At 40.5% G+C, this 14,026-nt stretch carries 12 protein-coding genes and 1 riboswitch; of the genes, 9 read left to right on the forward strand and 3 right to left on the reverse strand.

Annotated elements, in window-relative coordinates:
- Positions 1–8: 8 nt before the first annotated feature.
- On the reverse strand, positions 9–1,172 hold the full coding sequence (gene argE, locus JEP71_RS14330; protein ID WP_165121916.1) for an acetylornithine deacetylase: 1,164 nt from the start codon (positions 1,170–1,172) through the stop codon (positions 9–11).
- Between the two features lie 100 nt (positions 1,173–1,272).
- On the opposite strand from argE, the gene argC reads away from it, so the two are divergent.
- From argC to oxyR, 5 genes are all read left to right on the forward strand, one after another.
- Entirely contained in the window at positions 1,273–2,277 is a 1,005-nt protein-coding gene (argC, locus tag JEP71_RS14335; protein WP_198626435.1) for an N-acetyl-gamma-glutamyl-phosphate reductase, read from the forward strand.
- A 20-nt stretch (positions 2,278–2,297) separates the two neighbouring features.
- Complete coding sequence (argB, locus tag JEP71_RS14340; RefSeq protein WP_198620357.1) at positions 2,298–3,071, forward strand: acetylglutamate kinase; 774 nt, start codon at positions 2,298–2,300, stop codon at positions 3,069–3,071.
- A gap of 75 nt (positions 3,072–3,146) precedes the next feature.
- Entirely contained in the window at positions 3,147–4,355 is a 1,209-nt protein-coding gene (locus JEP71_RS14345; RefSeq protein WP_198620358.1) for an argininosuccinate synthase, read from the forward strand.
- Between the two features lie 93 nt (positions 4,356–4,448).
- Complete coding sequence (gene argH, locus JEP71_RS14350; protein WP_198626436.1) at positions 4,449–5,831, forward strand: argininosuccinate lyase; 1,383 nt, start codon at positions 4,449–4,451, stop codon at positions 5,829–5,831.
- 190 nt (positions 5,832–6,021) lie between these two features.
- A complete protein-coding gene (gene oxyR / locus JEP71_RS14355) occupies positions 6,022–6,939 on the forward strand; it encodes a DNA-binding transcriptional regulator OxyR (protein WP_109373434.1) in 918 nt (305 codons plus the stop codon).
- On the opposite strand, the gene sthA is transcribed toward oxyR, so the two are convergent.
- Positions 6,931–8,328, reverse strand: a complete 1,398-nt coding sequence (gene sthA, locus JEP71_RS14360; RefSeq protein WP_109373435.1) for a Si-specific NAD(P)(+) transhydrogenase — start codon at positions 8,326–8,328, stop codon at positions 6,931–6,933. The genes oxyR and sthA overlap by 9 nt on opposite strands.
- Positions 8,329–8,527: 199 nt before the next feature.
- On the opposite strand from sthA, the gene fabR reads away from it, so the two are divergent.
- Together fabR and JEP71_RS14370 are read left to right on the forward strand one after the other, a co-directional pair.
- Positions 8,528–9,214: an HTH-type transcriptional repressor FabR gene (fabR, locus tag JEP71_RS14365; protein ID WP_069366914.1), complete on the forward strand. Its 687-nt coding sequence runs from the start codon at positions 8,528–8,530 to the stop codon at positions 9,212–9,214.
- The gene (locus JEP71_RS14370) at positions 9,214–9,615 is read left to right on the forward strand and encodes a YijD family membrane protein (RefSeq protein ID WP_109373436.1); all 402 of its coding nucleotides are present in this window, start codon (positions 9,214–9,216) and stop codon (positions 9,613–9,615) included. Before fabR ends, JEP71_RS14370 begins: the two co-directional genes overlap by 1 nt.
- Positions 9,616–9,738: 123 nt before the next feature.
- Here the strand turns inward: JEP71_RS14370 and trmA are convergent, their stop codons facing one another.
- Positions 9,739–10,836: a tRNA (uridine(54)-C5)-methyltransferase TrmA gene (gene trmA / locus JEP71_RS14375; protein WP_198626437.1), complete on the reverse strand. Its 1,098-nt coding sequence runs from the start codon at positions 10,834–10,836 to the stop codon at positions 9,739–9,741.
- A gap of 112 nt (positions 10,837–10,948) precedes the next feature.
- Positions 10,949–11,156, forward strand: a riboswitch (cobalamin riboswitch).
- A 69-nt stretch (positions 11,157–11,225) separates the two neighbouring features.
- Between trmA and btuB the strand changes: the two genes are divergently transcribed.
- Positions 11,226–13,082: a TonB-dependent vitamin B12 receptor BtuB gene (btuB, locus tag JEP71_RS14380; RefSeq protein ID WP_198626438.1), complete on the forward strand. Its 1,857-nt coding sequence runs from the start codon at positions 11,226–11,228 to the stop codon at positions 13,080–13,082.
- Positions 13,027–13,893, forward strand: coding sequence for a glutamate racemase (murI, locus tag JEP71_RS14385; RefSeq protein ID WP_109373439.1), 867 nt, complete (start codon positions 13,027–13,029; stop codon positions 13,891–13,893). The genes btuB and murI overlap by 56 nt, the downstream gene beginning before the upstream one ends.
- Positions 13,894–14,026: the final 133 nt, after the last annotated feature.

Below are 14,026 nucleotides of genomic sequence, written 5' to 3' on the forward strand. Positions count from 1 at the left end.
TTTTATTATTATTGGGCTTTCTCTGTTAAACAGAAGTTTTCAATTAATTGCCCCATTAATTCACGCGTCGGCTCAATAAATGCCATATCAATAAATTCATCAGGTTGATGTGCTTGCTCAATAGAACCTGGGCCTAAAACTAAGGTAGGGCAGAGATCTTGAATAAACGGCGCTTCAGTACAGTAATTTACAGTTTGCGCTTTCTCACCCAATAGTTTTTCGATCACGGCAACCATTTTATGATCGGTTGGGCACTCATAACCCGGAATAGGATCGTGTAATGCCTCAACACTTAAACGACCCGGCCAACGTGCTTTGACTGGCGCTAATGTTTCGTGAAGTAAATCATCCAAGTCTTGCAGTGTTAATCCCGGTAATGGGCGAATATCCATATGTAATTCACAGCAAGCACAAATTCTATTTGCTGCATCACCGCCATTAATATAACCAAAGTTCATTGTTGGATAAGGGATAACAAACGCAGGGTTGTTATAGCGAGTTTTTAACGTATCGCGCAGTGTACTAAGGTGAGTAATAGACTCATGCATCAGTTCTATCGCATTCACCCCTTTTTCTGGATCACTAGAGTGTCCTGATTGCCCAGTAATGCGTATTGCATTTGATAAATGCCCTTTATGAGCACGAATAGGTTTTAACGATGTAGGTTCGCCAATAATGGCAAAATCAGGGCGGATTGCTGTATTAGCAGCAAAATAACGCGCCCCTGCCATAGAGGTTTCTTCATCAGCGGTAGCAAGTATATAAAGTGGATGCGTTAGTGTTTTAGTATCCACGTCACGTAATGCGTCAAGAATAAAGGCAAAAAAGCCTTTCATATCCGCTGTACCTAAGCCGTATAACTTATTTTCTTTTTCTGTCAGCGTAAAAGGATCTTGCGTCCAACGGCCTTCATCAAACGGCACAGTGTCAGTATGACCACAGAGTAATAATCCGCCTTTCCCCGTCCCTAATGTTGCGAGAAGGTTAAATTTTCCTCGCGTTTCGGGTACAGGTTGAATTTCAATTGAAAAACCTAATGTTTCCAACCAATTAGCAAGCAGGTTAATCAATGCTTCGTTGCTTTGATCGTTTTTAGCATCTGTTGCACTGATAGAGGGAGTTGCAATTAATTGACGATAAATCTCAATAAATGTAGGTAATTTAATATTCACTGTTGACAGCCTTTCTTCATAATAGTATCAATATTCATGCACTTTTTTTGAATAAAAATACATTAATCGGTTTGTGTTCATAGTACAAGGTAAGAATGACATGTTAAATACTCTGATTGTAGGAGCAAGTGGTTACACTGGCGCTGAATTAGCCGCCTATCTTCAGCAGCATCCTCATGTGAATTTGAGCAGACTGATGGTATCAGCTCAAAGTGCAGATGCAGGAAAGTGCTTTTCTGAACTTCATCCACAATATCGTGGTTTAGTAGATCTCCCACTAGAGCCGATGGTTGATGTGGCTAAAGCCGTTGAAAATATTGATATCGTTTTTTTAGCAACAGCACATGAAGTCAGCCATGACATTGCCCCTATTTTTCTAGAGCAAGGTTGCGTGGTGTTCGACTTATCTGGCGCCTATCGAGTACAAAACAAGCATTTTTATCAACAATACTATGGATTCGAGCATAAGAATACTGATTGGTTATCACAGGCAGTTTATGGGTTAGCTGAATGGAATGCCGACATTATTAGTAAGGCTCAATTAATTGCAGTGCCGGGTTGTTATCCAACGGTGTCTCAGTTGTCTCTAAAACCGCTTGTGGAAGCGGGACTTTTAGATACAGCACAGTGGCCAGTGATTAATGCTACCAGCGGTGTGAGTGGTGCTGGTAGAAAAGCCTCTTTAACCAGTAGCTTTTGCGAAGTGAGCTTGCAACCTTATGGCGTGTTTACGCATCGCCATCAACCTGAAATTGCAACACATCTGGGTATTGATGTCATTTTTACACCTCATCTGGGTAATTTTGCCAGAGGGATCTTAGCCACTATCACCTGTAAGTTAAAAGTGGGTGTGACACAAGAGGATGTAAGACAAGTCTTTGAAGATGCTTATCAAGATAAACCATTAGTGCGTGTTTATGAAAAAGGGTTACCTGCATTAAAAGCCGTTGTAGGAACCGCATTCTGTGATATCGGATTTGCTCAACAAGGTGAACATCTGATTGTGGTCGGTGTTGAAGATAACTTGTTGAAAGGGGCTGCTGCACAAGCGGTGCAATGTATGAACATTCGGTTTGGTTTCGCTGAAACCGAATCACTTATTTAAATAATGAGTAGGGAAGTTTCATGGAACCATTAATTATCAAACTGGGTGGTGTGCTCCTTGATAATGAAGAAGCGTTAACGCGGTTTTTCACTGCATTACAACAGTATCGTTCAACACATTCTCGCCCCTTAGTCATCGTACATGGTGGTGGCTGTTTGGTGGATGAGTTGATGGGTAAATTGCAATTGCCTGTGGTGAAAAAGCAGGGGCTTCGTGTCACACCGGCTGATCAAATAGACATCATCACAGGGGCACTTGCCGGAAGTGCCAATAAAACCTTGTTATCGTGGGCAACTCAGTTTGGGCTTAATGGTGTGGGGCTTTCTTTGGGTGATGGACAATTAGCTAAAGTCACTCAAATCAATGAAGAGCTAGGCCATGTAGGAAATGCAAATCCCGGCTCTCCTGATTTACTCAATTTATTATTGGGTGCTGGCTATCTACCTATTATCAGTTCTATCGGTATGACTGAAAAAGGTGAACTGATGAATGTGAATGCTGACCAAGCGGCAACCGCTATCGCTGAAACGTTAGGTGCTGATTTAGTGTTGCTTTCAGACGTCAGTGGCATTTTAGATGGTAAAGGCCAGAAGATAGCCGAGATGTCAGCAGAAAAAGCACAGACATTAATCGACCAAGGCATTATCACTGACGGCATGATAGTGAAAGTAAACGCAGCATTGGAAGCGGCTAAAACGTTAGGACGACCAGTTGAAATTGCAAGTTGGCGCCATGCTGAAAAACTAACGGCTCTGTTTAATGGTGTTGCAGTCGGAACCCGTATTTTAGCTTAAAAATCTTTCTAGAAACCTTATCGCTATTTGATAGTTGGCAGAATTTAAACAAATTAGGAATTGAAGGTTATCACTATGACTAAAGGTATAAAAAAAATCGTACTGGCGTACTCTGGCGGATTGGATACTTCGGCAATCATTCCTTGGCTAAAAGAACATTATGATAACTGTGAAGTTGTCGCTTTTGTCGCTGATGTGGGTCAAAGCCGTGATGATTTAGTGGGTGTGGAACAAAAGGCCTTAGCATCAGGTGCTTCTGAGTGTCATATTGTCGATTTACGCGAAGAATTTATCAAAGACTATGTTTACCCAGTATTAAAAACGGGTGCGTTATATGAAGGTAGCTACTTATTAGGTACTTCAATGGCACGTCCTGTTATCGCTAAAGCGCAAGTTGAACTAGCCTTAAAACTCGGTGCCGATGCAGTTGCTCATGGTGCAACAGGTAAAGGTAACGATCAGGTTCGTTTCGAAAGTACTTATGCGGCACTTGCTCCACAACTTAAAGTGGTCGCGCCTTGGAGAGAGTGGGATTTACGTTCTCGTGAAGCATTACTGGATTATCTAAAAGTTCGTAATATCCCAACCACAGCAACGCTTGAGAAAATTTATAGCCGTGACGAAAACGCATGGCATATCTCAACAGAAGGTGGTGTATTAGAAAGTCCGTGGAATGCCTCAAACGAAGACTGTTGGGCATGGACGGTTGATCCGAAGAAAGCACCAGAAACACCAGAACTCGTTACTGTCACCGTAAAAGCGGGGGAAGTCGTTGCCGTAAATGGTAAAACACAATCACCTTTTGAATGTTTAGATACCTTAAATGCATTAGGCGTTAAACATGGTATCGGTCGTATTGATATTGTTGAAAACCGTTTAGTGGGAATGAAATCTCGTGGCTGCTATGAAACTCCGGGGGGCACTATCATGATGGCGGCTCTGCGTGGTGTTGAGCAACTTGTACTCGATAGAGATGCTTTTAAATGGCGTCAACAGCTGGGCTTAGAGATGTCTTATGTGGCTTATGATGGTCGTTGGTTCACGCCAATTCGCGCTTCACTGCAAGCGGCGGCAGAGTCACTGGCAAAAGATGTGAATGGTGAAGTGGTATTAGAGCTGTATAAAGGTCATGTTAATGCTATTCAGAAGAAATCAGATAACAGTCTGTATTCTGAAGAGTTTGCAACCTTTGGTGAAGATGAAGTTTACGATCACAGCCATGCTGAAGGGTTTATCCGTTTATATTCCTTACCATCACGTATCCGTGCATTGAGTAAGAAATAAGGTTAAACAATAGAGTGATGCTATATATCTATATAAGTATATAAGGCATCACTCTCACTCTTTTATTACATAGAATAAATACAGGAAGCGATTATGGCACTCTGGGGTGGACGTTTTAGTCAGGAAGCTGATCAACGGTTTAAACAATTCAATGATTCACTGCGGTTTGATTTTCGACTGGCACAACAGGATATCTTTGGCTCAGTAGCTTGGTCTAAAGCGTTAGTCACAGTTGGCGTATTGTCGCAAGATGAACAAGCTCAACTTGAGCAAGCTTTAAATGAATTATCAGAAGAAGTAACAGCAAACCCGCAGTCTATTTTGCAGAGTGATGCGGAAGATATTCATAGCTGGGTTGAAAGTAAGCTTATTGCCAAAGTGGGTGATTTAGGTAAAAAATTACATACGGGTCGTAGCCGTAATGATCAGGTCGCAACAGACTTAAAATTATGGTGTAAAGAAGAAGTTATTCATCTACGCCAAGCCATTGTTGAGCTACAAAAAGCCTTAGTTATCACCGCAGAACAAAATCAAAATTCGGTGATGCCAGGTTACACCCATTTACAGCGTGCTCAGCCGGTGACTTTTGCACATTGGTGTTTAGCATACAATGAAATGCTAGCTAGAGATGAAAGCCGTTTAGCTGATGCGTTGAAGCGTTTAGATGTCAGCCCATTAGGATGTGGTGCGCTGGCAGGTACGGCTTATGATATCGATCGTGAACAATTAGCTGGATGGCTGGGTTTTGCGAGTGCAACCAACAATAGTCTAGACAGTGTCTCCGATCGTGATCATGTCTTAGAGCTATTATCTTCTGCGGCCATTGGTATGGTGCATTTATCGCGTTTTGCAGAAGATCTTATTTTCTTTAATAGTGGTGAAGCGGGTTTTATTGAATTATCAGACAAGGTAACTTCAGGCTCATCATTAATGCCACAAAAGAAAAACCCAGATGCACTTGAGCTTATCCGTGGAAAATGTGGACGAGTGCAAGGTGCATTAACTGGCATGATGATGACCTTAAAAGGTCTGCCTCTCGCTTACAATAAAGATATGCAAGAAGATAAAGAAGGGCTGTTTGACGCTATCGATACATGGTCTGATTGTTTGCATATGGCAACGCTTGTTCTTGATGGGATCCAAATCCGTCGCCCTCGTTGTGAAGAAGCCGCGAAGCAAGGTTATGCTAATGCCACTGAATTGGCCGATTATCTTGTTGCGAAAGGTGTGCCATTTCGTGAAGCTCACCATATTGTAGGTGAAGTGGTGGTTTGCGCCATTGAGCAAGGTAAAGCGATTGAAGAGCTCCCTCTTTCTGAATTACAGATGTTTAATAGTAAAATTATGATTGATGTGTACGATATTTTATCGCTTCAATCTTGTTTAGATAAACGTCTTGCAAAAGGGGGCGTTTCTCAAAAACAGGTCGCTTATGCGATAGTAAAAGCCAAAGAAGTCTTAAATATGGATAAATAAGCAAAGCGTTTACCTAAGACAACTTACTGTTATTCAAAAAGAACAGGGTGGATCTCACTCTGTTCTTTTATTTTAAATTGCCGATAATATCGAAAAAGAGAGGCAGAATAACATTCGACTGATAGAAAAATTTATCAGTTACTATATTATCTATAGACATTAACTATCAGCAATAAATGTGGGATCTGCAATGAATATCCGTGACTTGGAATATCTGGTGGCTCTAGCTGAGCATAAACATTTTCGTCGTGCGGCAGATTCTTGCCATGTGAGTCAGCCAACATTAAGTGGTCAAATTCGTAAACTTGAAGATGAACTTGGTGTGATGTTGCTTGAAAGAACTAGCCGTAAGGTTCTGTTTACTCAACAAGGTTTGTTGCTGGTGGATCAAGCGAAAACCGTTTTACGTGAAGTCAAAGTGCTACAAGAAATGGCTTCATTGCAAGGCGAAAGTATGGCAGGGCCTTTACATATTGGGCTTATCCCTACTGTTGGCCCTTATTTATTGCCTCATATCATTCCTGAATTACATAAAAACTACCCTAAGTTAGAGATGTATCTTCATGAAGCACAAACTCATAGCTTATTAGCTCAATTAGATAGCGGAAAACTCGATTGTGCTATTTTAGCAATGGTAAAAGAGAGTGCGCCGTTTATTGAAGTGCCCCTATTTGAAGAGCCAATGAAATTAGCAATTTATGAAGGACACCCGTGGAATGAGCGTGGATCTGTGCCGATGGGCGACTTAGCGGGTCAGCGCTTATTAATGTTAGAAGATGGGCACTGTTTACGCGATCAAGCGTTAGGGTTCTGCTTCCAAGCGGGTGCAAAAGAAGATACTCATTTTAGAGCAACGAGTTTAGAGACTCTGCGTAATATGGTCGCTGCTGGTAGTGGAATAACCTTATTACCTGATTTATCGGTACCTCAAGAACAAAAACGTGATGGGGTTTGTTATCTAGAATGTACTGATCCCAATCCATCACGTTCTATTATTTTGGTTTATCGTCCCGGATCGCCTTTGCGTAATCGTTATGAACAGTTAGCAGAGACAATCCGTGAACATATGACCGCATTTTATGCAGAAAAACAGAGTGCATTAAAATAAGCGGTTTAAACCATTAAGTGCGGCAACACGATAGGCTTCTGCCATTGTTGGATAGTTGAAGGTAGTATTAACGAAATACTCGATAGTATTGCCTTCACCTTTTTGCTCCATAATCGCTTGACCGATATGAATAATTTCAGCGGCACGCTCACCGAAGCAGTGAATACCTAAAATTTGCTTGGTTTCACGGTGGAAGAGAATTTTCAAACTCCCTACATTCATACCTGCAATTTGTGCTCTTGCCAGATGTTTAAATTGAGAACGTCCCACCTCATAAGGAATTTTCATTGCAGTGAGTTGTTGCTCGGTTTTACCAACAGAACTAATTTCAGGAATGGTATAGATCCCAGTTGGAATATCTTCGATTAAATGTGTTTCTGATTTTCCAGTGGTAATTGCCAAAGCAGCAATTCGACCTTGATCATAGGCGGCAGAAGCTAGACTTGGATAACCAATTACATCACCGACGGCATAAATGTGTTCACAACTGGTTTGGTAATGAGCATTAACAGAAACTTGTCCACGACTATCTGTTTTAATACCCACGTTTTCTAAGCCCAGTGTGTCAGTATTTCCTGTTCGACCATTCGCATAAAGTAGGCAATCTGCTTTGACTTTTTTACCTGATTTTAGATGAACAATAACACCATCATCGACACCTTCAATGCTTTCATATTCTTCATTATGACGAATAACAATACCGTTATTCCAGAAGTGATAAGAAAGTGCATCAGACATCTCTTGATCAAGGAAAGACAATAGGTGATCACGAGTATTAATTAGGTCTACTTTTACTCTTAATCCTCTAAAAATAGAGGCATATTCACAACCAATGACACCAGCACCATAAATAATGACATGGTGAGGCTCATGCTCTAAATCGAGAATAGTGTCACTGTTATAAATACGAGAATGAGAGAAATCGACATCTGGCGGGCAATAAGGACGTGAGCCTGTTGCAATAATAAAACTATCAGCTGAAAGAATATCGCACGTACCATCAGGATAACGCACGCTGATCCTGTGCTCGTCAATAAATGCAGCTTCACCCGAATACATCGTACAATTATTACGCTCGTAAAAACCTTGACGCATTTTAGTCTGCTGACTAATTACGGTACTGGCTTGACGAAGTATTTGAGAGAAAGAGGAGTTAATAAGGCGAGATTGGTCACTGTAAAGCGGATTTTGATTAAATTCTATGATACGACTTACTGCGTGACGTAGGGCTTTTGAAGGAATGGTTCCCCAGTGAGTACAGCCCCCACCGACTTTGTTATAACGTTCTATAACTGCGACGCGCTTTCCTTGTTTAACAAGCCCCATGGCCGCGCCTTCACCACCAGGACCTGAACCGATCACAATTGCATCGAAATGAGAATGTTGCATAGGAAAAGACCTGTTTTATACAAACCGACAACGCTATATTAACATTAGAATGAATAATAGCCCAACTGACATTAAGGGCATTAGTCACACTTTGTTGAGTTTTTATGAGAATGTGTCTTGAGAGATGATTGTACGCACTGCTTTTTTAACAAAGTTTGATATATTGGGTATAAACCAAATTAGGATTATCAGGATTTCTGTGAGTAATAATATTGGCATCAGAGCTAAACAAAAAGAAAAAACCCGTCGCTCTTTAATTGAAGCTGCTTTTAGCCAACTCAGTGCCGAGCGTAGCTTTACAAGTCTAAGTTTACGAGAAGTGGCTAGAGAAGCTGGTATTGCACCCACCTCATTTTATCGTCATTTTAAAGATGTGGATGAACTTGGGCTCACCATGGTTGATGAAAGTGGATTGATGTTACGTCAACTAATGCGCCAAGCACGTCAACGCATTGCGAAAGGTGGCAGTGTTATCAGAACATCAGTAGCAACTTTTATGGAATTCATTGGTAATAATCCTAATGCGTTTCGATTATTACTTCGTGAACGTTCAGGGACTTCAGCTGAGTTTCGTGCGGCTGTCGCACGAGAGATCCAACATTTTATTGCAGAACTGGCAGACTATCTTGAGCAAGAAAGCCATATGCCACGTTATTTTACAGAAATGCAATCTGAAGCAATGGTCACTATTGTATTTAGTGCAGGCGCAGAAGCACTGGATATCGATATTGAAAAGCGTCAACAATTAGAAGAAAGATTAGTTATACAACTGCGAATGATTGCTAAAGGTGCCTATTATTGGTATCGACGTGAGCAAGAAACGCAAATACCTCTACAAGATAACCCAGAGATAAAGAAAAAAACGCATCAGAAAGGAGACAAATGATGGAACAAAATCGCTGTGAAAAAAGCACGCTATTACTTGCCACAGTCATTGGTGTCGCTTTACATGGTACTTATTCAAGCCTTTTTAACCCGTTTATTGAGACGTGGTCAGTTTTCCCACTCGTCAGCTTAATTTTGGCAGTTTACTGTTTATATCAGCGCTACTTAAATCAACCCATGACCGATGGTATGCCTAAGCTGATTTTTTCATTCTTTTTATTAGGCTTATTCGGTTATAACGCTTACACCAGAACCGTTAACCCTGAATGGGGTTCAAATTTCTTCTCTTCAGTTTGTATCGTTATCGTTGCATTGTGGATTTATCGTCAATTCAAACAGCGTCAACGCTTACGTATACAGGCAGAAGAAGCTGAAAAAGCATCACGAGCAGAACAGTACTAGCCTGTACTCCTCTCTTTGTTGTAAACACAGCGAAATTTTGACACCAGCAAGCTATCTTGCTGGTGTTTTTGTTTTTATTGGCGTTATTGAAAGATTTTCTATTCTAACGTGAGAAATAAGCTGTTATCTTTTTTCTAATAATACGCCACATTCCATATGGTGGGTGTAGGGGAATTGGTCGAATAATGCTAATTTACTGATTTTATGTGTTTTAATTAGGGTTTCTAGATTTTCGCACAGTGTTTCTGGATTACAAGAAATGTATAAAATGCTAGGGTAAGTTTTAACCAATTCTACAGTTTTCTCATCTAAACCACTACGAGGAGGGTCAACAAAAATGGTTTCACATTGGTAATCTTTTAAATTAATCCCTTCTAAGCGTTTAAATTCTCTTACACCATTCATTGCTTGCGTAAAATCTTCTGCGGACATGCGAATAATTTTCACATTATCAATGTGATTCATTGCAATATTGTATTGGGCTGCATGAACAGACGGTTTTGCAATTTCTGTTGCCAGTACTCGCTCAAAATTACGTGCAAGCGCTAATGAAAAGTTACCGTTGCCGCAATACAGTTCAAGCAGATCGCCTTTTGCATTTTCTGTTGCTTTTAATGCCCATTCCAACATCTTAATATTGACCTGTGCATTAGGTTGCGTGAAGCTATTTTCAACTTGGCGATAAATCATCTCTTTACCTGCCACTGGTAACACTTCATCAATAAAATCATTATCGAGCATAATTTTTGTTTTATAAGCTCGACCAATTAATTGAACATCAAAGCCTTGAACAATTAATGATTGGCGTAATGCTATTGCTTCTTGCTGCCAAGTTTCATCAATCTTCTTGTGATAAAGCAGGGAAACAATAATTTTATTACTCAACGTAGAAAGATAATCAATCTGAAACAGTTTCTTTCTGAGTGTTGGTTTATCTTTTATTTCTGCCAACAAGGCAACCATCATTTTATTAATAAGCTGGCTGGCAACCGGAAATTGGTCAACACGAATACGCTGCTTAGTCTCTTGGTCAAACATAATATGATAGAGAGAATCTTCTTCATGCCAGATACGGAATTCCGCACGCATACGATAATGCTGTTCTGGTGATGAAAAAACCTCTGCTTCAGGCGCATTAAAAGGAGCCATCATTGTTTGTAGACGTTGTGTTTTTTCATTCAGTTGAGACTGATATGTTTGCGTTGGTAATGAATTCTGCATGGTATCTCGCCTTTTTTTGGCAGTAATAAAGTTAAGCGAGCGAAATTGTAGAGATCCTCATGAAGATGTCCAGTATTCTTCATGTTCAATTTCTGGACTCAGTGGATTTGAAATCGTAGCATAGTTATTCGGTCTCCTAATAGGAGTTAAAAGGGAATCTGGTGCAAAGCCAGAACTGACGCGCAGCGGTAATAGGATCAAGGATAATAAAAGACACTGCAAAGCACTTATATAAGTGCAGTGGGAAGTCATTATCTTAAAGACATAAATTTGTTTCTTTAACCTAAAGTCCGAAGACCTGCCGAAGACCTGTCGCATCTTAAATTAAATACGCGTTTTATTTAATTTTGGCGGCATCCTGCTACTTATTCTGTTGGATGCAGATTTTCATGAATAATAAAAAAGTTTTTTTCATTTCCAGTGTGGCTTTGAGTGTTATGGCGGGCAGTTTTGGTGCGTTTGCAAATAACAGTGATACGTTAAGCGTGACAGCAAACCGCTTTCAAGAGCCTAACTCTTCTATTTTAGCGCCGATAACAGTTGTTGAACGTGAACAAATCGAACGTTGGCAGAGTAATAGTGTTATTGATGTATTACGCAGAATGCCAGGGATTGATGTGGGGCAAAACGGTGGAATAGGGCAGATGAGCTCTATTTATGTACGTGGAGCTGAATCTCGTCATGTTCTTATTTTAGTGGATGGTGTGCGTTTAAATCAGGCGAATGTGTCTGGTAGTTCTGATATCAGCCAAATTCCTCTTTCTCTTGTTCAACGTATTGAATATATAAGAGGGCCTCGTTCTTCTGTTTATGGTTCTGATGCGATTGGTGGCGTGATTAATATCCTCACAGAAAGGAAAACGGAAGGAGGAACACTTAATGCCACAATGGGTTCTCATGGTTATCAAGAATATGATGGCTCGATAAAACAAAAAGTCGGTGATAAAACCACATTAACAGTCGCTGGCAGTTATCTCTATACCAAAGGTTATGATGTAGAAGCGAATGGAAATACTGGTGGACATCCACAACCCGATCGTGATGGCTTTATGAACAAGTCATTATGGCTAGGGGTTAATCACGATATTAACGATGATGTTTCTTTATATGCACGCGCTTATGGTTTTGATAATCGCACGGCTTATGATGCTTATTATGACAGTTATAACGATATGTTAACGGATACAAGAGCATTATTTAGTCGTACTTATGATGGTGGTGTGAAATTTAATCGTGATAACTACTCTTCTTCTTTAAATACCAGCTATAACTACACCAAAGATTATGACTATGATCCTCGTTATGGTCGCTATGGTAAAGGAAGCCGTTTTACCAACTCTGAACAATATAATGTGCAGTGGGGAAATCACCTTTTATTAGGGAATGGCAGTATCGGTGGTGGTGTCGATTGGCAACGTCAATCTATTAAAGCTGGCTCTAGTGGATTTCCTAATAAAGAACACTTCGACAATACAGGTTTGTATCTAACTGGACAGCAAAAGTTAGGCGATATTATTGCTGAAGCATCAGTACGCTCGGACAAACACTCTGAATATGGCTGGCATACGACTTGGCAAACTAACCTAGGTTGGGAATTTGTTGAGGGTTATCGTGTGATTGGTGGTTATGGTACGGCATTTAAAGCACCGACACTGATGCAACTTTATAGTGAGTGGGGAAGTAATCCAGACTTACAACCTGAAAAGAGTAAACAGTGGGAAGGGGGCTTTGAAGGATTAACGGGGCCTTTAGCGTGGCGATTAACTGCGTATCGTAATGATGTAAATTCTTTGATCCAAGGTGAATCGAGTTATCCATACCGTAACTACAATGTTGGTAAGGCCTTAATTAAAGGTGTGGAATTTACGGGTGAAATGGATACGTGGATTTTTCATCACACCTTTAACCTTCAATATATAGATGCAAGAAATAAAGAAACGCATCAACGTCTTGATCGTCGCGCTCGTCAACAACTGAAATATCAGCTTGATTGGCAAGTCGAGAAACTCGATATGGGGGTGACTTACCAATATATCGGTCAACGGACAGATAAAGATTATGGGACTTATGAGAATGTTTCTTTAGGTGGTGTGAGTATTTGGGATTTAACTGCTTCATATCCTATTACATCACATCTCTCAATTCGTGGTAGAATAGCCAACCTGTTTGATAAAGATTATGAGACAGCTTATGGCTATCGCACGCCAGGACGTGAATACTTCCTCACAGGAAGCTACAACTTCTGATGCACAACTTACCGCTAACCCTACTGTATTGGTTTTTGATTCAGGGGTTGGCGGTTTATCTGTTTATCGTGAGATCCGTGAAAAATTACCGGATGCTCACTATATCTATGTTTTCGATAATGAAGCTTTCCCCTATGGTGAGAAATCACAAGACTTCATTATTGACCGTGTTGTTCGAATAGTTAGCGCGGTTGCTGAAAAACATGATCTCGCGACCATCGTTATTGCTTGTAATACAGCAAGCACAGTGAGCCTCCCTGCTTTACGTGCCAAGTTTACTGATATTCCTATTGTGGGCGTTGTACCTGCTATTAAACCAGCAGCTAAATTAACATGTAATGGAGTAGTTGGATTATTAGCAACAAGAGCAACAGTTAAACGTCCTTATACCCATGAACTTATTGAACGCTTTGCGACTGATTGCAAAGTTCACTCTTTAGGTTCGGCAGAGCTGGTGGAATTGGCTGAGAGAAAACTTCATGGTGAAGCCGTTTCTTTAGACGAGCTACGTAAAATCCTTACACCTTGGCTAAAAATGAAAGAGCCACCGGATACTGTGGTATTAGGTTGTACTCATTTCCCTTTATTAGCTGATGAACTTCTTTCTGTTTTACCTGATGGTACCCGAATTATCGATTCTGGCGCTGCAATTGCACGAAGAACTGCGTGGTTAGTCGTAAATCAAGCGAAAATAAAGGGTTCAAATGAAATTAACTTCGCTTATTGCTTAAAAGAAGATGAGAATAGCGAATTATTAAAACCTGTTTTAGCGGGTTTTGGTTTTGAATCGCTCAGAAAACTGGCGCTTTAAGTGCAATTTGATTGAAAATTCAACGGTCAGTAAAAAAACTCAAAAAAAGTGTTGCCAGCTTCACAAAACTCCCTATAATGCGCCCTCGTTGTCACGGCAAACCACGCTAAGTGAGTTAGCCGAGAGAACGAAG

Origin of the sequence: Proteus sp. PR00224, assembly GCF_016238105.1 — a bacterium.
Lineage (GTDB): Bacteria > Pseudomonadota > Gammaproteobacteria > Enterobacterales > Enterobacteriaceae > Proteus.